Origin of the sequence: Stenotrophomonas sp. YIM B06876 (assembly GCF_030711595.1) — a bacterium.
GTDB lineage: Bacteria > Pseudomonadota > Gammaproteobacteria > Xanthomonadales > Xanthomonadaceae > Stenotrophomonas.
Genome location: NZ_JAUJUJ010000001.1, coordinates 69598 through 89847 on the forward strand (window position 1 = coordinate 69598; position 20250 = coordinate 89847).

Here is a 20250-nt window from a genome sequence, read left to right on the forward strand (position 1 = left end):
GGCCGCTGACACCCCCCCCCTCTTTTCGTGACTGCCCCCGCCATGAGTCGACTCCGCATCTTCAACGACACCGCTCCCGACACGCCGCTGCTGGACAGCCGCGACGGGGAGGTCATCGCCGCCGAACTGCAGAAGATCGGTGTCACCTTCGAGCGCTGGCAGGCCAACCACCCGATCACCGCCGGTGCCAGCCAGGAGGAGGTGTTCGCCGCCTACCGCGCAGACATCGACCGGCTGGTCGCCGCGTATGGCTTCAAGAGCGTCGATGTGGCCTCCGTCGCCCCGGACCATCCGGACCGCGCCGCGATCCGTCAGAAGTTCCTCGACGAGCACTACCACAAGGAAGACGAGGTGCGTTTCTTCGTCGCCGGCTCGGGCCTGTTCACCCTGCATGTGGACGACAAGGTCTACCAGGTCGAGTGTGTGAAGGACGACCTGATCTCGGTGCCCGATGGCCTTACCCACTGGTTCGACATGGGCGCCGAACCGGACTTCGCCGCCATCCGTTTCTTCACCGAGCCCGACGGCTGGGTCGGCCACTTCACCGGTACCGATATCGCCCGCAGGTTTCCCGGCCATGAACCCGGCCAGCCGGCCAAGGAGGCCTGAGCCATGTCCCGTCCCCGCGTGATCCTGACCGATATCGAAGGCACCACCAGCAGCATTTCCTTCGTCAAGAATGTGCTGTTTCCCTACGCCCGCACCGCCCTGCCCGGGTTCGTCCGCAGCCATGGGCAAGAGCCGCAGGTGCGCCGCTGGCTGGATGCGGTGGCCACCGAGATTGCCGCCAGCGCCTGCGACGATGCGGTCATTGTCGAGACCCTGCAAGGCTGGATCGACCAGGACCGCAAACACACCGCGCTCAAGGCGCTGCAGGGCATGATCTGGGACGCCGGTTACCGCAACGGCGACTACACCGCGCATCTGTACCCGGAAGTGGCCGCGGCCCTGGGCGGATGGCATGCGGCCGGCATTCCGCTGTATGTGTATTCGTCCGGTTCGGTGGCCGCGCAGAAACTGTTCTTCGCCTACAGCGACGCCGGCGACCTGACCGGCCTGTTCTCCGGCCACTTCGACACCGAAGTCGGCGGCAAGCGCGAGGCCCCCAGCTATACCCGCATCGCCGCCGCCATCAAGCAGGCACCGCGCGACATCCTGTTCCTGTCCGACGTGGTCGAGGAGCTGGATGCGGCCCGCGACGCCGGCCTGCAGACGGTGTTGATCGACCGTCTGCCGGACTACCCGATGCCCCGCACGGGCGAAGCCACCCACGGCCACACCCGCGCGGAGAACTTCGAGCAGATCACGCTCTGAAACCGGGCGCCCGATGCGGGGGAAACCCGCTGCCCGGCATTCGCCAGGGCAATGCGTTCGTATCGCTGAAACGGACCCCGCGGGGTCCGTTTTTGTTGGCCCGACGACACAAGCGCACAAGAGCGACCTGTAGCGCACCACCAACCGGTAGTGCCGGGTAATGCCGGGCAACGCCCGGCAAGCCAGACCCGTAGTGCCGGGCAACGCCCGGCAAGCCAGACCCGTAGTGCCGGGCAACGCCCGGCAAGCACCGTCCCGCATGGGAACCGCAAAGCAGCCGGGCGCTGCCCGGCTCTACAGGAAACGCGTCCGCACACCGACCAACCGGTAGTGCCGGGCAACGCCCGGCAAGCCAGCCCCGTAGTGCCGGGCAACGCCCGGCAAGCACCGTCCCGCAGGAGACCGCAAAGCAGCCGGGCGCTGCCCGGCTCTACAGAGGCATGCGCGCAGCGCGGGCGCTACAGGTTTGCTCGGCGACATCCCGGCACAACAGAACGCGCCCGCGCACCGACCTACCTGTAGTGCCGGGCAACGCCCGGCAAGCACCGTCCCGCATGGGAACCGCAGAGCAGCCGGGCGCTGCCCGGCTCTACAGAGGCATGCGCGCAGCGCGGGCGCTACAGGGTTGCTCGGCGACATCCCGGCACAACAGAACGCGCCCGCGCACCGACCTACCTGTAGTGCCGGGCAACGCCCGGCAAGCACCGTCCCGCATGGGAACCGCAGAGCAGCCGGGCGCTGCCCGGCTCTACAGGTGCGCCCCCCGGCTCCACATGTGCGCGCAGCCGGCAGGCGCGGCTGCCGGTGGATCAACCCTTCTTGCTGGCAATCCAGGTGTCGATCTTGCTTTCCAGCACGCTCAGCGGCACCGAGCCGTCCTTCAACACTTCGGCATGGAATTCGCGGATGTCGAACCTGTCACCCAGCTGCTGCTCGGCGCGGGCGCGCAGCTGCTTGATCTTGAGCTCACCGGTCTTATAGGCCAGTGCCTGGGCCGGCCATGCGATGTAACGCTCGGCCTCGGCGATGGCATCGGGTTCGCTGACCGAGGAGTTGGCGAACATGTAGTCCAGCACCTGCTGGCGGTCCCAGTTCTTGCTGTGCAGGCCGGTATCCACCACCAGGCGCACCGCACGCCACAACTCGCCCTGCAGGCGGCCGAAGTAGCTGTACGGGTCGGTGTAGACGCCCAGATCCTTGCCCAGCCCTTCGGCGTACAGGCCCCAACCCTCGATGAAAGCGGTCTCGCCACCGAAACGCCGGAACGCCGGCACGCCCTTGAGCTCCTGCTGCAACGCCAGCTGGAAGTGGTGGCCGGGAATGGCCTCGTGCAGGAACAGGTCTTCGGCGTCCCAGGTCTTGCGCGTCGGCAGGTCGTAGGTGTTGACGTAGAAAATGCCCGGGCGGCTGCCGTCTTCGCTGGGGCTCATGTACTCGCCACCGGCCGCCGAGCGCGCGCGGAACGCCTCGATCGGGCGGATCTCGAACCCGGCCTTGGGCGTGAGCGAGAACAGCTTGGGCACATTGGCCTGGATCTTCGCCTCCAGCGCCCGGTAATGCGCCAGCAGCTCCTCTTCCGACTTGAACTCGAAGCGCTTGTCGGTCTGCATGAACTTGAAGAAGTCCTGCAGCGACCCCTTGAAGCCCACCTGCTCCATCACCTTCTGCATCTCGCCGTGGATGCGCGCCACTTCGTCCAGGCCGATCTGGTGGATCTGCTCGGGCGTCTGCTCGGTGGTGGTGCTCTGGTGGGCCGAGAACACGTACCACGCCTTGCCATTGGGCAGCGCGTCCAGGCCCACGCTGTCACGGGTCGCCGGCAGGTACTCGTTGGCGATGAAGTCACGCTGCTTCTGCAGCGCCGGCATCAGCTGGTCGGCGATCAACCCACGGTAGGCCGCGGTCAGGCGCTGCTTGTCGGCATCGGCGAAATCGGCCGGCAGCGCCTTGATCGGACCCCAGAACTCGCTGTCCTCCGGCTTGGCGGTGATCAGCGCATCGAACTGCGGCAGCACCTTTTCCATCAGCACCCGCGGCTGCACCACGCCGGCCTTGATGCCTTCGCGCATGTTGGCGATTTCGGTATCCAGCAGCACCGGCAGACGCCCCGCACGTGCCAGCCAGTTGGCGTAATCCTTCACCGTCTTGAACGGCTGCGCGCCCTGCCCGGAGCCGAGCATCACCGCGTAGCTGACAATGCTGCCCATCTGGTTGACCGGCAGCATCCACGAGGGGAACTTCTCCGATTCCAGCTCGTCCTGGCGCTCGCGCACGAAAATCTCGTAGCTCAGCAGGTCCTGCCCGGTCAGGCCGGCATCGCCGAACTTCCGCACCTTGTCCAGCCAGCGCTGGTTGAAATCGTGGATCTGCTTGCGGTACTCGGCCGAGCCGAAGTCCGGCAGCTGGTCGTTGTAGCGGTTGTCGCCCTGGAAGGTGGCCTGCACCGGATTGAGCTTGAGCACCTCTTCCCAGAACTCGGCATAGGCGGCGGTCAACTGCCGGGCCTTGTCGGCCTGCGCCGCGCTGGCGGAAGTTCCTTCCGGCTTGCCCTCAGGGGCGGACGGCGAACAGGCGGTCAGGCCGGCGGCCAACGACAGGGATACGGCAAGCACGAGCGGGCGAAGAGGCATGAGGGCGTCCGATGCTGTGGATAAGCGTCAAGCGTCAAGAGCATCTCCGCCAGCGACAAGGGCCAAAGGTCATTACCCGCCATGGCCACGAGCTGGATCGCGCCGCCGCGGGCATCGCGGCCAGCGCCCTGAACGGTCATAATCGCGCCCTCCCTGCGCTGCACGGGCCTTTTTCGCCCCGTCGCGCGCGCCTGATGACCCGGCTTGCCGCGCTTCGCGTCAGCCACGCTCCGTTGCCCGTCCCCTCTATGAAAACTCCCCGCCGCCCCCTGGGCTTCTGGTCCACCACCGCGCTGGTGGTCGGCAGCATGATCGGCTCGGGCACCTTCCTGCTGCCCTCGGCCCTGGCCCAGTACGGCGCCGCCAGCACCCTGGGCTGGGGCATCACCCTGTGCGGAGCGCTGCTGCTGGCCGTCACCTTCGCCTGCCTGGCGCGGCGCTGGCCGCAGACCGGCGGGCCTTATGTATTCGCCCGCAACGCCTTCGGCGAGCTGCCCGGGTTCGTGATCGCGTGGAGCTACTGGATCTCGATGTGGTGTGCCATCGCCGCCATTGCCGTGGCCTTTACCGGCAGCATCGGCGCCATCTTCCCCGCCCTCACCGCCACCCCGGTGCGCGCGGCCAGCTGCGCCCTGCTCGCCTTGTGGGCGTGCGCGGCCATCAACATCGCCGGCACCCGCGAGGCCGGGCGCATGCAGCTGCTCACCACCGTGCTCAAAGTCGTGCCGCTGCTGCTGTTCGGCTGCATCGCATTGTGGTTCGTCGATACCAGCCACTACGTGCCGTTCAATCCCAGCGGCGAAAGCCTGCCGGCCGTGGCCAGCGCCACCGTCGCACTGACCCTGTGGGCGATGATCGGGCTGGAAGCGGCCACCGTGCCCGCCGATTCGGTGCACGACGCCCCGCGCACCGTGGCCCGCGCCACCGTCGTCGGCACCGCCCTGGCCGGCATCGCCACCATCCTGGCCTGCACCACCGTGATCGGGCTGCTGCCGATGGACGTGCTGCAGCACTCCTCCGCACCCATGGCCGACGCCGCGGCCGCGCTGTGGGGCCCGGCCGCCGGCACCGCGCTGGCGGTGGTGATGGCTGTTTCCTGCCTGGGCGCATTGAACGGCTGGATCCTGCTGTCGGCGCAACTGCCGCTGGCCGCCGCCCGCGACCACGTGCTGCCGGCGGCGTTTGCCCGCATCAATGCCAAGGGCGCTCCGGTATTCGGTGTACTCGCCAGCAGCGTGCTCGCCACCGTGCTGGTGATCGCCAACTACAACCGCTCGCTGGTGCAGCTGTTCATCTTCTCGGTGCTGCTCTCCACCGCCGCCACCCTGCTGCCCTACGTGGCCGGCGCCGCCGCCTGGGTGCTGCGCGGCACCGGCACCGGCACCCGCCTGGTCGCCGCGGGCGCGCTCATCTACAGCCTCTACGCCGTGCTCGGCGTCGGCAGCGAAGCCCTGCTGTGGGGCGCGGTGCTGATCGTGGCCGGCCTGCCGATCTACTTCTGGTCGCGGCGGCAGCGTTGATTGCGCCCTGATGTAGGAGTCGCAAAGGGGCCTTCTCCAACCGCTTCCTGACTCATGGCCCCAGGCCATCAGTCGCGGCGGCTTTCCACATCGACGAAGCGATTCGCAACTTACATCGCAGCCGCTTCAAATGGTTTCGCACCGCGCCACCCGTGCAAGGCCCCCACCTATCGGGCCACACGCAAGGTCTCGGGCCTGTCGATGCAAACCTGCGCCCATCCGCTGCAGTCAGAACCGAATCTGCCACCTGCTTGATGCAGGTCAATCCGGATAGCGCCCCTGCTTGTTACGGTGGCGGCAAGTATGTGAAGAGACACGTCCATGAAGATGCGAGCCATCACCCTCCATGCAGCTGCGTGTGCCCTTGCATTGACCGCTTGCACCGGGGGCAATGGCAACGCCGCATCGACGTCCGCCGCCGCACCCTCGTCGCAAAGTGAACCTGCCAGCGAAGTCCACGACCACGGTGCCGCACCGGTGCTCGCCGAAGGCCAGCGCTGGAAAACCGATGAGCCTCTACGGGCAGCGATGAGCCGCATCCATGACGATGTGGCAAAGAACCTGCCCGCGTTTCATCAATCCAGATTGCAGGCCGCAGACGCCGACGCACTGGCCACGGCGGTTGAAAGCAACATCGACTACATGTTTGCGAACTGCAAACTGGCGCCCGGGCCGGATGCCGCCCTGCATGGATTGATCGGCAGGATGCTGGAGGCGAGCGCCAGGCTTCGTGCCGATCCCGCCTCCGCCGATGGCCTGCCGCAACTGGTGGCAGCGGTGAACGAATATCAAGTGACCTTCGATCACCAGGGAATGCAGCCGTTGCCCCACGATTGAACACGATCGAAGTCGTTTCAATCCACGAAAAGGCAAGCGTCACATCTGCCGCAACCGGCTGTTTTTGATCCTGGATGTGCTTCGCATATGAGCAAGGCGGCGAGCAGGAGCGGAATCTGCCGCGTGACACGCATCGACCTAGCCATGACGACGCCTGACCTCCGCGACAGAGCCTGCAATCAACTGCTCCAGCACATCCAGATCAATGTCGGAGAGCCTGCGGATGGACAGGCAGGCCTTGCCCATCTTGTGGCGCCCGAGCCGCGCGAGCAGTTCGACCTGGCCCGGGCCTTCCGCGCTGAGGTAGACGCTGATGTCGGACTTGCGCGGCGAGAACCCGGTGACCGCCATGTCGCCCTCGCGGCCGCTTTCGTACCGGTAGTGATACGTGTCGAAGCCGACCATGCCCGGCCCCCACATCACCGCCGGTTGGCCCGTGATCGAGCCCATCATGGCCAACAGCACCTGGCAGTCCTGGCGACGCTGCCCATCCTCGACGGCTGCCAGGAACGCTGACACGCTCGCGTCGGTGGGCCGGGCCTTGTTCTCGCTCATGGTGTTTCGAACTCCGCCGGCATGGGTTGGAAGGTGATCGCCGCCACCTGGATACTGCCGGACAAGCCGGGGCGAGTACCAGAGACCGCCGACGTGGAGGCTCGATGCATCTGTTCATTGGGCGTGTTTCCCACCCACAGAAAGGGCCCCGAAGGGCCCATTCTTTCGCAACGTCAAAGCGCACCGATTACCAGATACGCACGCGATCTTCCGGGGCCACGTAGTGCGTGTCACCGGCCTTCACGTTGAACGCCTCGTACCACGCATCGATGTTGCGCAGCGGGGCGAACGCGCGGATGTGGCCCGGCGAGTGGGTGCCGTTGACCAGTTGCTGGCGCAGCGCGTCGTCGCGCCACAGCGTGCGCCATACCTGGGCCCAGCCCATGAAGAAGCGCTGTTCGCCGCTGAAGCCGTCGATCACCGGCGCCGGCTTGCCATCCAGCGAGCGGCGGTAGGCTTCCAGCGCGATGGTCAGGCCACCCAGATCGCCGATGTTCTCGCCCATCGCCACGCGGGCGTTGATCTTCATGCCCGGCAGTTGCGGGAACTCGAACGCCTCGTACTGCGCGCCCAGCTTGGCGGCCTGCACTTCGAACTTGGCCGCGTCTTCGGCGGTCCACCAGTCGCGCAGCACACCGGCACCATCGGACTTGCGGCCCTGGTCATCGAAGCCGTGGATGATCTCGTGGCCGATCACGCCACCGATGCCACCGTAGTTCACCGCCGGGTCGGCCGACGGATCGAAGAACGGCGGCTGCAGGATCGCGGCCGGGAACACGATTTCGTTCTTGACCGAATTGTAGTACGCGTTGACCGTCTGCGGGGTCATGCCCCACTCGTTCCTGTCGACCTTCTGGCCCAGGCGGGCACGGCGGTAATCCCACTCGAAGGCACGGGCGCGCAGCGCATTGCCGACGATGTCGCCGTTGCGCACTTCCAGAGCGCTGTAGTCACGCCACTGTTCCGGGTGGCCGATCTTCAGGCCGAAGCCCTTGAGCTTGGCGTGGGCCTCGGCCTTGGTGGCCGGGCTCATCCAGGCCAGCGTGTCCAGCCGCGCGCCCATCGCCAGCTTCACGTTGGAGACCAGCGCATCCATCTTGGCCTTGGCATCGGCCGGGAAGTACAGCTTGACGAAATCGCGGCCGATGGCCTCGCCCATGATGCCTTCGCTGTAGCCGACCGCATTCTTCCAGCGCGGCTTCGGCTCCGGCTGGCCGGACAGGAACTTGGCGCGGAACTCGTACTCGGCATCGACGAAGTTTTTCGACAGCAGGCCGGCGGCGTCATCAGTGGTATGGAACGCCAGCCACGCCTTCAGCGTGTCCAGGTCGGTGGCGCCAAACACCTTGGCCAGCGCCGGAATGGCGGTGTTCTGGCGCAGCACCACACGCTGCGCCTGGCCCACGCCGGCGGAATCAAACAGCACGTTCCAGTCCACCTGCGGCGCCTGCGCGGCCAGCTCGGCGCGGGTCAGCGGGTTGTAGGTCTTGTCGCGGTCACGGCTCTCGGCGCGGGTCCAGTGGCCCTTGGCCACCTCGGTTTCCATCGCCATGATCTTCGCGGCGGCAGCGGCCGGCTTGCTCCAGCCAGCCAAGGTCAGCATCTGCGCGATATAGGCCACATAGCGCTCGCGCTGCGGGGCGAACTTCTCGTCCAGATACATCTGGCGGTCGCCCAGGCCCAGACCGGACTGGCTCATGTACAGGGTGTAGTGCTCCGGGTCGCGCTGGTCGTCGGAAACGCCCACGCTGAACAAGGTTGCGCCGAAACCGGCATTGCTGCGGCCCATCAGCGCGGCGATCGCGGACTTGTCCTTGGCCGCACGGATCGAAGCCAGCATCGGCTTCAGCGGTTCGGCACCGGCCTTCTCGGCCGCGGCCTCATCCAGGAAGCCACGGTACAGCGCGGCGATCTTGGCGCCGTCGCCATCGGTGGCCGGGTTGCCCAGCGCGTAGCCTTCCAGCATCTGGTGCACGCGCGCCTCGGACAGATCGCGCAGCGCCATGAACGCGCCAAAGCTCGACTTGTCCGACGGGATCGGGGTGTTCTTGGCCCAGTTGCCGTTGACGTAGGCGAAGTAGTCATCGCCCGGCTTGGCGCTGGTGTCCATGCCGGCGGTGTCCACGCCCCACTGGCCCATGCGCGGCGCGGCGATGCTGCCACCGGCGCTGGCACTGCCGGCCTCGGTGGCGGCAAACAGGGTCTGCACGGTGCACGCATCATCCACGCAGGCGTGGTTCTGGTCGGCGGACGCCGAACCGGCGAAACCCAGGGCCAGCAACGTGGCGGTGGTCAACAGCGTCTTCTTCAACAGAACTCTCCTGAAAATGGTGGCGGAGCCGATTCCCCCGGCCCCTCGAGTGCCGGCAAGCATAGCCAGCTTCGCCAACGCGCCCATGTGCCGGAGGCCATACGGCGGCGGTGGCTGCGGTGGGGCAAGTCACGCAACCATCAGTCGCGCCCCCGCTTTCCCGACAAAAAAGAAGAGCGGGTTGCCCCGCCCTCCGTTTGCCGCTATTCATCGGCGCAGCTCAAATCCGCGCCTCGACGCCGGCTCTGGCCCTCAATGATTCGTACAGCTGCGCGGGCCCCAGCAAAATATCCTTCAACCCATTACGCACGCGATCCGAGCCCAGCGCCTGTGTGCTCATGGTGGTATGTGCCTCAAGGGCATCCATCACCGCATGCAGGATGGCGTCTTTCAGGTCCGGCGAGTTGGCAAACTGCTCCTTGCTGTTGCTGCCGGCCTGCTGCACCAGCATCGTGTTTTCCAGCAATTTTCCTTTGAGCGCGCCATTCACGTAATGCAACTGGTCATCATCGCTGAGCTTGCCTTCAAACAACCCGTTGACCTTCTCGATGATCTCCGCCAGATAGGCCTGCTGTTTGTCCTGCACACCGCCCGTCCCTACCCCATCCATCGGTTTGAGCTTGTAGGAACCATCCGCGTTGAGGCTGAGCGGCTGTTTGCCCGCCGAGCGCAGGGTGTGATGCGTCAGCACCACTTTCGAAAGATCCACCTCTTCGCGTTCGCGCCCGAACTCCAGCAACGGAATCAGCCGCTTGTAGAACAGGAAACGCTTTTCGATATCCGTGTTGCCGTAGTCGAACATCTGCGACAGGAACGAATACAGGCGGTTGAACGCCCCCATGTCGCCCTTGAACAGCACCAGCGCATCAAGCGTGTCCTTGGCTGCCTTCCCGGCTGCATCATCCCTGGCCTGTTTTGCATCCGCCAACGCCCGCTTAGCCGCGCCGTAGCGCTTCAATAGCCGGTCGGCTACCGGAGCAATGGCCGCACTCAGTTTCGCCTGGGTACCTGCAGGGTCCAGCTCCGCATGCGCTACGCGGTCCACTTCGTAGCTGTCATAGCAGCCGCTGGCATCGAGTTTCGAACGCAGGTCAAAAACCAGATTGGGGTCGGTTGTCGCCTCCATTTCCGCCGTGGCGTAGTACGTTTTGAAAGCTGTCAGTACCTCGGCCGGATCGTTGACGAAATCCAGTACATAGGTGGTGTCCTTGCCCGGATGCGCGCGATTAAGGCGCGAGAGGGTCTGCACCGCCTGGATGCCGCCCAGCATCTTGTCCACGTACATGCCACACAGCAGCGGCTGATCAAAGCCGGTCTGGAATTTATTGGCTACCAGCAGCAGGTGGAACTCGGGCTTGGTGAAAGCCTCGCGGATATCGAGGCCCTTCAGCCCCGGATTGAGCAGCCTGCTCGTCTCCGTCACGGCTTCGGGGTAGCTCTCCGCATCGTCCACTTCGCCGAAAAACGCCGTCAGCACCCCCAGCGGATAGCCTTGGCGCTCGATATAGCTGCGGATCGCCTTCTGCCAGCGCACCGCCTCCTTGCGACTGCCCACCACCACCATCGCCTTGGCGCGTCCTTCCAGCAGCGGCTGCACATTCTCGCGATAGTGCTCCACCACGATCTGCACCTTGGACGCGATGTTGTAGGGGTGCAGGCGCACCCACTGCATGATCCCCTTCATCGCGGTGTCACGCTCCACCGCCTTGTGGTCCAGCTCCTTGCCGTCGTGGGCCAGCCGGAATGCCAGATCGTAAGGCGTGTAGTTTTTCAGCACGTCGAGGATGAAACCCTCCTCGATCGCCTGCCGCATCGAATACACATGGAACGGCACCGGCTTGCCATCCGGCCCCGGCCGACCAAACAGTTCCAGCGTCTTGCCTTTCGGGGTTGCGGTGAATGCCACATAGGTCAACCCGGCGCCTTCGCTGGCGCGCGCCCCCATGTTAGCGGCCAGCACGGTTTCGGTATCGATCTCACCGCCATCGGCCAGTTGCGCCAGTTCTTCGGCACTGAGCAATTGCTTCAACTTGGCAGCCGCCTCGCCGGTCTGCGAGCTGTGCGCTTCGTCTGCAATCACCGCAAAGCGCTTGCCTTCGGTTGCCGCCAGTTCCTGTACGGCCTTCAGCGCAAACGGGAACGTCTGGATCGTGCAGACGATGATCTTCTTGCCATCTTTCAGCGCCTGTCCCAGCTGCGTGCTCTTGCTGCCATGTTCGTTGCTGATGGTCGCCACCACCCCGGCGGTGCGCTCGAAATCGAAGATCGCCTCCTGCAGCTGCGCATCGAGCACATTGCGGTCGGATACCACCAGCACGCTGTCGAACAGCTTGCGGTGCGTCTCATCATGCAGGTCGGCCAGAAAGTGCGCCGTCCACGCAATCGAGTTGGTCTTTCCCGACCCAGCCGAATGCTGCACCAGATAACGCTGCCCTGGCCCGTTGGCGCGCACATCGGCCACCAGCTTGCGGGTGACATCCAGCTGGTGGTAGCGCGGGAAGATCAGTCCCTTGAGCTGTTTCTTCTCGTCCCGCTTGGCAATCAGGTAACGACCCAGAATTTCCAGCCAGCTGTCGCGCGCCCAGATCTCTTCCCACAGATAGCTGGTGGCGAAGCCATCCGGGTTCGACGCATTGCCGGCGCCACCGTCGTTGCCGCGATTGAACGGGAGGAAACGTGTCGCCGCCCCTTCCAGCCGCGTGGTCATCATCACCTGGGCCTGGCTCACCGCAAAATGCACCAGCGCCCCACCCGGGAACGCCAGCAACGGCTCAACCAGCCCGCCCTTGGGCTGCGGATTGCGATCAAACCGGTACTGGTCCACCGCATCGCCCACGCTCTGGGTGAAATCCGATTTCAGTTCAACCGTCGCAACGGCGATACCGTTGACGAAAAACACCAGGTCCACCGAATCCTGCGGATTATTGGGTGAATGCCTTACCTGCCGTACTACACGCAACCGGTTGTCCAGATAGCGCTGCTGCGTCACCGGGTTCATTGCCAACGCCGGCTTGAACTGCACCAGCGACAGCGGCTCTCTCAGGCCCAGCATCTCCACGCCACGCCGCAGCACATCCAGCGTGCCGCGCTCGTCCAGGTTCTTGCGTACCCGCTCGGCCACACGCGCCCCCAAATCGGGGCCGTGGTTCTTGAGCAGGCGCTGCCAGCTGTCCAGCTGGGTGTGTTCGATCCACGCCAGCAGGTCCGGCAGGTAAAGCGCATGCGAGCGCTCGTAATGGGCGGCGTCGTCCTCGGCGTACAGCCAGCCACTTGCCGCCAGGTGATTGCAGATCGCCTGCTCGAAATGGACTTCCCTGTGCAGGCTCATGCGTCACCCAGCAAATCGGAATGGTGGTCGCGCAGCCATTGCCTGGTATGCGCCAGCAGCTTGCTGGCCTCGTCCACGCACGATGCGAGTGTCGCCTCGGAAATCGGGTCGCCTTCGTAGTCACTGAGGTTGCGTTGTTTACGCAAGGCATCCAGCACAATCACGGTAGGCGTGGGTACGCTCATGGTCAGGGTCAGGCACTGGATCGCGGTCTGGTGATGGCCCGGCTGGCTGGTCGCGGTGCGGTAACCACTGGCCCACAAACCCAGCATCGCGCACTGCATCACGCACTTGTAGGCCGCGTCGAAGCGGTTGTCCGTGCTGATGCCCGCAACGCCTGCATCCGTCATGTTGCGTTGCGCCGCCGCCAGCAGTTTGCGCACCGCTGCAGCGTCAGGCGCGTGCGCCAGCAGGCGTTTGATCGCCAGCAAGTTTTGCAAGGTCATCCTTATCCCCCCTCAGGAACACATTGGGCTTGTCCAGAAACTGGTGGATGAAAGCATCGCCCTCGCCCGCCCGCCGCCGGAATTCCGTCGGCGCATACAGCACCGGGTTGATCTCGCGCTGCAACGCCTGCTGCGCCGGATACAACGCCTGCACCAGCTCGGCGAACCCCACTTCGCCAATCACCAGCAGGTCGATGTCACTACCGGCGGACTGCGTGCCGCGGGCCATCGAGCCGAACACCAGCGCAACCTCGATAGCACCCAGCAGCGGCAGCAATGCCTCGCGCAGCACCGGCACCATGCCAAAGGTCTTGCGGAACATGGCGGCCAGTTCGGCAAACAAGGGGCACTGTACATCGGCCTGGTAGCGCACCTGATTGCCCTGCTCGGTGCGCAGCAGCAAGCCAACGCCGACCAGTTTTTCCAGCTCACGCCCCACGGTGCCCGCGTGGCTGCCGGTCAACCGGGCCAACTCGCGCAGATGGAAACTCTCATCCGGATTCAGCAACAGCCGCGCCAGCACCCGTTGCCGGGTGGCGGGAAATAGCAGGTCCATCAGGGCGGCTGTGTTGCTCATCAGGCGACGAATGTAGCCAAATCGGCAACACCCTGCAATCTGCGGTAACCGCAGCAACTGCATCCCAGCTCTATTGGCGGGCGGCAGCACCATGCATGGTATGCGTGCTGACCTCAAACCCCGACGGCGCCGACTGTGCCCACTCCTTCACACGTCCAGATCCTTGATTCGATCTCGCAGCGCGAGATCCAATCTCACGATGACATCAATGAGCTTGTCCTGAAGTTGCGGCCATTGATCCTCGGGCAGCTTCCATCCACCGGGCACATCACTGCATATCCTTGCGCCTACCCGCCCCGGCAAGGACTGCCAATCCAGTACACCCCCAAAACTTTCCTCAATCGCAGCACGTTGACTTCGAAGTACCTCAAACGCCTGCGTGGATCGCTCACCATTATCCTTTGGCAACCCGATAAAACACGCAGCGCGACCTCGAGCCTGGGTGAGGCTCACACAAAGCGAGAAGCCTGTGCGGCCGACTCCGGCACTCAACCAATGGTCAGCCGTCGTGCTCCGGTTGGCGAACAGCTGCGTACGCGTCAAAGAGCGTTCAATGAAGCGCGTCCAAAAGAGGCGGAAAAGATCCTGACGATTGGCCGCAGGCTCCTGTTCGTCTTCGTCGCCGTCCAAACCGGGACCTGCCGGCAATCCGTCTTCCCACTCCGCGTAGGTATGCCCCGTCCCCTGTACGATCCAACTCGTACGACCGTTATCGGGGCGGCCGAAGACAATAGCGGACGCCGCACTGGGGCTACTGAAGGAGACGCCTTGGATGAAGTGCAAAGAGCCGTCATCCGCTGGCTTCAGGCTTCCCCCATCAATCAGTTGTTGCCTGAGCGTCTGGTAGCTGTGGTATTGACCGATCCACTCGGATCGCGCCTGCGAACCCGCCAGTACGACAAAGTTTCCATCCACCTCGCGCGCCGTTGCCATCAGGTTCTGCTTCTGGCTCTTGATCTCGTAGACGGGCGAATCACCGGATGCCTTTTGATCCGCCAAGGCACTCATCGCGTGCGAGCGCGGGCTCTGTCGATCTTGCAATCGCCAATGCGTCTCCAGAACGTCCAGCAATTGCGCTTCCCGCTCTTCCAGCACTTTGAGAGTCCATTTTGCGTGCTGCAGAACCTGCGTGGTCAGTGCAAACGGAGACACTCCCCCCTTGGTGAAGTAGGCCGTCTTCTTCTTGTCGAAATCATAGTTGTTCGCAGAACTGTTCTTCTTGCGCGTGAGCAGGGCCAGATTGCCCAAACGATGGACCCACAGCAGACGATCCTCGGGGCTGGGAACCCATTCCAACCAACAGCTATCCGGCCGCGGCTGTTGGGGCATCACATGCTCCACCGTGATCGTGTCGTAGTCATAGGTAGCGCCGCCACCCGATACCAGGCCGTCCAGTCGCAGCAGGATGACCGCCAGCGCCCGTGACGAATAAATCTCGTAGAGAGGGCCGGACAACGCCGTGTACATCGCGTATTGCTCCACCCGCGACAACTGCAAAGGCGAAGAGATGCCCATAAGATCCGCCTGCGCCTCGATTGCCCATGTCAGCGCAGCGAAGCGCTCGATACGTTCATTGACGCCGGAGCGCCGCACCAGCATCGAATACGCCAGCCGCTCAAGATCGCCGAAAAATGCCAGCATCGCTGCCGGATCGTTACGATGCCGCGAGAAGAACGCCAATGCCGGCGGCAGCCAGTCCTTGAACTCGATGCGATTCAACCAGCGCAGGCAGTGGTTGATGCTTTCAGCGTGCTTCTGACTGGAATAGTCTGCGTCCGTGATCTCGCGGAACGCCTGTGCCATCGGCTCAAGCACCATGTCGATGAACGCGACCGGATCGCTCGGCCCCACGTGATCGCGAAACTCTTTCAGCAACGTGCTCTTGGGTTTGGCCTTGCGATACGCCATGCGGATGTGGCTGAACAGGTCGCCAAACGCGTCACGGCCCAGATCCTCCTCCAGATCTTCCCATTTGGCCGTATAGGCACTGCGCCTGGCTGTAGCGATGGCGCCGATGATCTCGGCCTTGAGAATGTCGGTCGCGCTCAAGTCGAGTCCACGGCTGTTGAGCACGCCGAAAATTCGGTATGCCGAATCGAGATCCGGTGTCGCCACCGTCACCAGGTAGCAGCGTGTAACAATGAACTGCACCAGTCGCACCAGAACCGCCTGATCCAGCTTGGCCAGAGCGGCCATATACAGCTGAGCGTTTTCGCGCAGGCGTTGCTGCGCATCGGGCAGCTTGTCGTTGAGGGCAACCAGCTTCTCGATGCCGTCGCCGTGCTGCACGTATTGCCGGAAAAAATCGCGGTCACGCTCACGCAGGGAGAGCCGATAGCGGGCCTCGGTACCAAAGACCACACTGCCCTGCTCATAAATGCATTTGGTGATCCCCGCTCGTACATCGGTATCGGCGACGTTGGCGCGGATCGCCGACAGCAGCAGGGTCAGCGTCGTCAGCCGTTGTTGGCCGTCCACCACGGTCGTCCCGGATACCGCCTCCTTCTTGATCAGCACAATACTGCCAAGGAAATATGGCGCCAACTCGTCAAGCTTGCCGCCGGCAGCCTGCATATATTCGAGCAAGTCCTCCATCAGCTCGCGCGCTTGCTCGGTGCCCCAGGAATAAGGCCGCTGATAGTCGGGAATGGTGAACACATAGTCATCGCTGAAAATCTTCGACAGCGACTGTTCCTTTGCCGAAAGCGTACTTGTCATCTTCATCCCCTGTAGATCGGATCCAGCTGGGCTGGATCCCGCGTTGTTCAAGTTATGGCCTTGCTGACCAGATTTACCAACACGCCCTGGCCCATCGTCAGGGCGCGCTTTCCGACGCTTACCAGCGGATGCAGCGGCTCGCGCAATTGTGGCAAGTAGACGTGGCAGTCAGTCTTGAAGTGAAAGTGCTGGGCCATGTGCCAGAGCTCATTAGCAATGGCTTGCTCGTCGTAGCCCACGGTGTGCCAGCGCACGTAGCGCTCCAGAGCCACACTGGCGAGCATGTCGCCGCGCGTTTCCTGTTCGCGGGCAGGATCGCCTTGCCAGCGCACGCGCACCCAGCCCTGTTCGTCATCGCTGCCGGATTCGTCGACGGGGAGAATCAGCGCGCCATCGGTCAGCGAGCGGGCGCACCACAGGTCATCGTGTTGCTCACCGTCGTAGAGCGGCAGCAGGTTGGCGATGAAGCCGACCACCGCCTCGCCCTTGCCGCTCATGCGGCCTGCCGCACGTCGATCTTGCCGGTGACGGCAGCAGCGATCAGGGCGCTGCGGCGCTCGCGGAGCAATCCAATGGCACGCCTTGCTTCTTCGCTGAGACTAACGATCTGACCAACCATTTCCGATAACCGCCCAGCCAACTCTGTCTGCTCATCGCGGGACGGGGTCAATATACAGAAGTTGATTGCGTGCCCGATATTGAACTGTTCTTGCGCTGCGCCGTACTGCACGACCTCCACTTGGTACCTGACCATACGGCTGTTCATTGCGAAACACAGCCAGTTCGAATTGAAGTCTCCGCGACGGATCAGCATCACCGATGCGCAATTTCCGCCTTCGCATTCCTCACCAACAACGGCCGTCACACCTGGCGCACCTACTCTAACGGTCAGCAAGTCGCCCGTTCGGAGCTGAGTCTTTGCCTGCTTGGCGCTATCTGCAGGTTCAATCCGCCGAGAAGTCTCTATCGAAATATGTCCCTCACTGATATCCCCACCGTAAATGAAAGGCAGGCCTGATTGAGAAACATAGTCGCTAGGATTGACCACAATCCCCACCGTGATCGACGGTGACAGTGTCTTGAGCCGTTGTACTTCCCAATGCGCTGGCACTTCACCCAGCCACGGCACGCCAGAGTCCTTCATCGGAACGTCGGGGTCCAGGCCGCGGGTAACGGCGTGGGAGATGGTGGCCTGACGCTTTTCGGCCAACAGCGCCAGCAGCTTTTCCTGCTCGGCAATCAGCGCATCGATCTTGCCGGTCTCGCGGTCGAGGAAGGTGGCGATGGCAGATTGCTCGTCAAGCGGCGGCACAGCACCAAGGTAGTCGCGAACAAAACTGTCGGGCACGCGCTTCTGCCCGCCCGCTCCGTACATAGCACCCTCTGCGTCATTGCGAAATGTGGGTGATGCAAAAAGCCATACTAGATAGTTACTCGTCGTCTGTTGATGCCTCGGACGAACAACGATGAGCTCTGTTGTTCCAAAGCCAACACCTTCGAGGAGCCCCCGAATCACAGCTCCCTTCCCGTTTTCGAAGCATGGTGTGATCTTGGCGATCACAACATCACCATCGCGAAAATAGGTATATCCATTCTCCACCTGAGCCAACGTGCGCGTTTCATCTAGTCGAATGGTTCCGTCGTCGCCAATGGCGTCCATGGGTAGAAACGAGACATCCGTTTGCCGGTCTAGGCTTGCGACTTCGCTTTTGGATGGATTGAGCTCAGCAACGAAGCGTAGACGCTTGATCTGCCAATGGGATGGAACTAGCCCAAGCGACGCCACCCCACTGTCCTTGTATTCCGCATACCTCGGCAGACTCATGGCGCACACCGCCAAAAGCAAAGGCGCTGAATGACCAGTAATTCGGCTGTTGACAGCACAGCCTGACCAGCTATGTGGCTGTTGAAAGCCGCTGGAATGACGATGAGGGACGCCGCGGCGTGGTGGTTTTCGCGATGGCTTGTCCGCAAACTCATTCCGCCAACTCCCCGAGCATCGCCATGATCCGCGCCGACACGCCCTTCAGCTCCTCGTCGATCTCGTGCAGATCGCGCGGCGGCTCGAACACATAGAAGTGGCGGTTGAACGGAATTTCGTAGCCGACCTTGCTCTTGGCCTCGTCGATCCAGGCATCGGGTGCATGCGGCAGCACCTCGCGCGCGAGGTAAGCCTGGATGTCCTGCCCCAGCGGTACGTTCTCGGTGTCACGCAGTGAACTATCCGGCTGCGGCTTGCCCTTCTGCTTGCCCTTCTGACCGAGCACGATATTGCCGGCCTCGTCGCGCAGCGGGCGCTCGACGGTGAGAGTGGTGTAGCCGAACTCCTCGTTGCGGAAGATGCGCGACATCGGCACGCGCTTGAGCCGGCCGCCTTCGGGCGGTTGCGGTGCAGATTCGGTGGCGGTGACGATGCGCTCCTCGAGCGTCTTGCCTTCGGCATCGAACACGGTCACGCGCTCGGCCTCGACGAAGTCCCCGAACAACCGGGTGACGGTGGCGATGTGCTCCTCGCCCATTTCCTTGCGTTTGCTGCCCAGGCTCTTGCGCATCTTGCGCCAGAAGCCGCTGGCATCGAGCAGCTGCACAAAGCCCTTGCGGTCGTCGGGCTTCTTGTTGGAGACGATCCAGACATAGGTGGCGATGCCGGTGTTGTAGAACATGTCGGTGGGCAGGGCAATGATGGCCTCCACCAGGTCGTTCTCCAGCAGGTAGCGGCGGATCTCGCTCTCGCCGCTTCCCGCCCCGCCGGTAAACAAGGGCGAGCCGTTGAGCACGATGCCGAAGCGGCTGCCGCCCTCGCCATCCACTACCGGCGCCATCTTGGCCACCAGGTGCAGCAGGAACAGCATGGAGCCATCGGACACCCGCGGCAGACCGGGACCGAAGCGGCCGTCGAAGCCCTTTTCCTCGTGTTCCTTGCGGATGGCCTTTTCCACCTTCTTCCATTCCACGCCAAACGGCGGGTTGGAGAGCATGTAGTCGAACTTGCGCCCGCCGTGGCCATCCTCGCTGAGGGTGTTGCCGGGCACGATGTTCTCTACCGCCTGGCCGCGGATCAGCATGTCGGCCTTGCAGATGGCATAGGACTCGTCGTTGAGCTCCTGCCCTGACAGGGTCAGCCGCGCCGCCGGGTTGTGCTGGGCCAGGTGCTCGGCTGCCACCGAGAGCATGCCGCCGGTGCCAGCGGTGGGATCATAGATGGTGCGCACCACCGGGTTGCCGGGGCTGAGCACGTCATCGTCTTCGATGAAAATCAGGTTAACCATCAACCGGATCACCTCGCGCGGGGTGAAGTGTTCACCAGCGGTTTCGTTGGAGATTTCGGAGAACTTGCGGATCAGTTCCTCGAACACCAGCCCCATCTGCGCGTTGTCCACGCGCTGCGGGTGCAGATCCACATTGGCGAACTTCTCGGTGACCAGGTACAGCAGGTCGGCCTTGGCCAGCCGCTCGATCTGGCTGTAGAAGTCGAAGCGCTCGAAGATATCGCGGGCATCGGCCGAGAAGCCCTGCACATAGGTGTACAGGTTCTGGCGGATATGGTCCTGATCCCCGAGCAGGGTCGGCAGGTTCAGCGGCGAGGTGTTGTAGAGCTTGAGCTCGCCGACGATGCGCTGCAGGAAGGGGTCGGGATTGATCCCGGCGTCGGTCTTCTTCCTGAATTCAGCCAGCACCTTGGCCTTGGTGGGCGCCAGCACGCAGTCCAACCGGCGCAGAACGGTGAACGGCAGGATCACCTTGCCGTATTCGGATTGCCTGTAGTCGCCACGCAACAGGTCGGCAACGGACCAGATGAGATTGGAAAGATCAGCTTGGTTCATGGTGCTTCCACACAGTGGGAGCAGCCGCGACCCATGTGTATCGGCCCCCGCATCGCCCCCTGATTGACAGACATTCATTCTAGGCCAAGGCGTGGCGCCGGCTGCGATGCGCTGCCTTTGGGCACTGGGTAGTTGGTGGTCCGAATGCCAGGAAGTGGTGGGCTTGTTTGGGAAAGGCCGTTCGCGACTC

Annotated in this window: 14 protein-coding genes; 4 read left to right on the top strand and 10 right to left on the bottom strand. The window is 63.5% G+C overall.

Annotation, left to right across the window (positions count from 1 at the left end):
* Window positions 1-42 precede the first annotated feature (42 nt).
* A complete protein-coding gene (locus QZH66_RS00275) occupies window positions 43-609 on the top strand; it encodes an acireductone dioxygenase (RefSeq protein WP_305803944.1) in 567 nt (188 codons plus the stop codon).
* Between the two features lie 3 nt (window positions 610-612).
* Complete coding sequence (gene mtnC / locus QZH66_RS00280) at window positions 613-1314, top strand: acireductone synthase (RefSeq protein WP_305803945.1); 702 nt, start codon at window positions 613-615, stop codon at window positions 1312-1314.
* 809 nt (window positions 1315-2123) lie between these two features.
* Here the strand turns inward: mtnC and QZH66_RS00285 are convergent.
* A complete protein-coding gene (locus QZH66_RS00285; RefSeq protein WP_305803946.1) occupies window positions 2124-3944 on the bottom strand; it encodes a DUF885 family protein in 1821 nt (606 codons plus the stop codon).
* Window positions 3945-4192: 248 nt separating this feature from the next.
* On the opposite strand from QZH66_RS00285, the gene QZH66_RS00290 reads away from it, so the two are divergent.
* Both QZH66_RS00290 and QZH66_RS00295 read left to right on the top strand, forming a co-directional pair.
* On the top strand, window positions 4193-5464 hold the full coding sequence (locus QZH66_RS00290; protein ID WP_305803947.1) for an amino acid permease: 1272 nt from the start codon (window positions 4193-4195) through the stop codon (window positions 5462-5464).
* Between the two features lie 321 nt (window positions 5465-5785).
* On the top strand, window positions 5786-6301 hold the full coding sequence (locus QZH66_RS00295; RefSeq protein WP_305803948.1) for a hypothetical protein: 516 nt from the start codon (window positions 5786-5788) through the stop codon (window positions 6299-6301).
* 138 nt (window positions 6302-6439) lie between these two features.
* Here the strand turns inward: QZH66_RS00295 and QZH66_RS00300 are convergent, their stop codons facing one another.
* The 9 genes from QZH66_RS00300 to QZH66_RS00340 form a co-directional block, all read right to left on the bottom strand.
* Complete coding sequence (locus tag QZH66_RS00300; protein WP_305803949.1) at window positions 6440-6856, bottom strand: DUF1801 domain-containing protein; 417 nt, start codon at window positions 6854-6856, stop codon at window positions 6440-6442.
* A gap of 187 nt (window positions 6857-7043) precedes the next feature.
* Entirely contained in the window at window positions 7044-9167 is a 2124-nt protein-coding gene (locus QZH66_RS00305) for a M13-type metalloendopeptidase (RefSeq protein ID WP_305803950.1), read from the bottom strand.
* Between the two features lie 220 nt (window positions 9168-9387).
* Complete coding sequence (locus QZH66_RS00310; RefSeq protein WP_305803951.1) at window positions 9388-12495, bottom strand: DEAD/DEAH box helicase family protein; 3108 nt, start codon at window positions 12493-12495, stop codon at window positions 9388-9390.
* Window positions 12492-12941 (bottom strand): DNA-binding protein, encoded by a 450-nt coding sequence (locus tag QZH66_RS00315; protein ID WP_305803952.1) that lies wholly within the window; start codon window positions 12939-12941, stop codon window positions 12492-12494. The genes QZH66_RS00310 and QZH66_RS00315 overlap by 4 nt, the downstream gene beginning before the upstream one ends.
* Entirely contained in the window at window positions 12889-13611 is a 723-nt protein-coding gene (locus tag QZH66_RS00320; RefSeq protein WP_305803953.1) for a nucleotidyltransferase domain-containing protein, read from the bottom strand. The genes QZH66_RS00315 and QZH66_RS00320 overlap by 53 nt, the downstream gene beginning before the upstream one ends.
* A 54-nt stretch (window positions 13612-13665) precedes the next feature.
* Window positions 13666-16236, bottom strand: a complete 2571-nt coding sequence (locus tag QZH66_RS00325; RefSeq protein ID WP_305803954.1) for a DUF4268 domain-containing protein — start codon at window positions 16234-16236, stop codon at window positions 13666-13668.
* 47 nt (window positions 16237-16283) lie between these two features.
* Window positions 16284-16733, bottom strand: coding sequence for a hypothetical protein (locus QZH66_RS00330; protein WP_305803955.1), 450 nt, complete (start codon window positions 16731-16733; stop codon window positions 16284-16286).
* Entirely contained in the window at window positions 16730-18061 is a 1332-nt protein-coding gene (locus QZH66_RS00335) for a hypothetical protein (protein ID WP_305803956.1), read from the bottom strand. The genes QZH66_RS00330 and QZH66_RS00335 overlap by 4 nt, the downstream gene beginning before the upstream one ends.
* A gap of 151 nt (window positions 18062-18212) precedes the next feature.
* The gene (locus tag QZH66_RS00340; RefSeq protein ID WP_305803957.1) at window positions 18213-20060 is read right to left on the bottom strand and encodes a class I SAM-dependent DNA methyltransferase; all 1848 of its coding nucleotides are present in this window, start codon (window positions 20058-20060) and stop codon (window positions 18213-18215) included.
* Window positions 20061-20250 lie beyond the last annotated feature (190 nt).

Coding starts and splice junctions, on each gene's coding strand:
- QZH66_RS00335 (WP_305803956.1), bottom strand. CDS start 18,061: ATGAGTCTGCCGAGGTATGCGGAATACAAGGACAGTGGGGTGGCGTCG.
- QZH66_RS00330 (WP_305803955.1), bottom strand. CDS start 16,733: ATGAGCGGCAAGGGCGAGGCGGTGGTCGGCTTCATCGCCAACCTGCTG.
- QZH66_RS00295 (WP_305803948.1), top strand. CDS start 5,786: ATGAAGATGCGAGCCATCACCCTCCATGCAGCTGCGTGTGCCCTTGCA.
- QZH66_RS00290 (WP_305803947.1), top strand. CDS start 4,193: ATGAAAACTCCCCGCCGCCCCCTGGGCTTCTGGTCCACCACCGCGCTG.
- QZH66_RS00315 (WP_305803952.1), bottom strand. CDS start 12,941: ATGACCTTGCAAAACTTGCTGGCGATCAAACGCCTGCTGGCGCACGCG.
- QZH66_RS00310 (WP_305803951.1), bottom strand. CDS start 12,495: ATGAGCCTGCACAGGGAAGTCCATTTCGAGCAGGCGATCTGCAATCAC.
- QZH66_RS00340 (WP_305803957.1), bottom strand. CDS start 20,060: ATGAACCAAGCTGATCTTTCCAATCTCATCTGGTCCGTTGCCGACCTG.
- QZH66_RS00285 (WP_305803946.1), bottom strand. CDS start 3,944: ATGCCTCTTCGCCCGCTCGTGCTTGCCGTATCCCTGTCGTTGGCCGCC.
- QZH66_RS00300 (WP_305803949.1), bottom strand. CDS start 6,856: ATGAGCGAGAACAAGGCCCGGCCCACCGACGCGAGCGTGTCAGCGTTC.
- QZH66_RS00325 (WP_305803954.1), bottom strand. CDS start 16,236: ATGACAAGTACGCTTTCGGCAAAGGAACAGTCGCTGTCGAAGATTTTC.
- QZH66_RS00320 (WP_305803953.1), bottom strand. CDS start 13,611: ATGGTGCTGCCGCCCGCCAATAGAGCTGGGATGCAGTTGCTGCGGTTA.
- mtnC (WP_305803945.1), top strand. CDS start 613: ATGTCCCGTCCCCGCGTGATCCTGACCGATATCGAAGGCACCACCAGC.
- QZH66_RS00275 (WP_305803944.1), top strand. CDS start 43: ATGAGTCGACTCCGCATCTTCAACGACACCGCTCCCGACACGCCGCTG.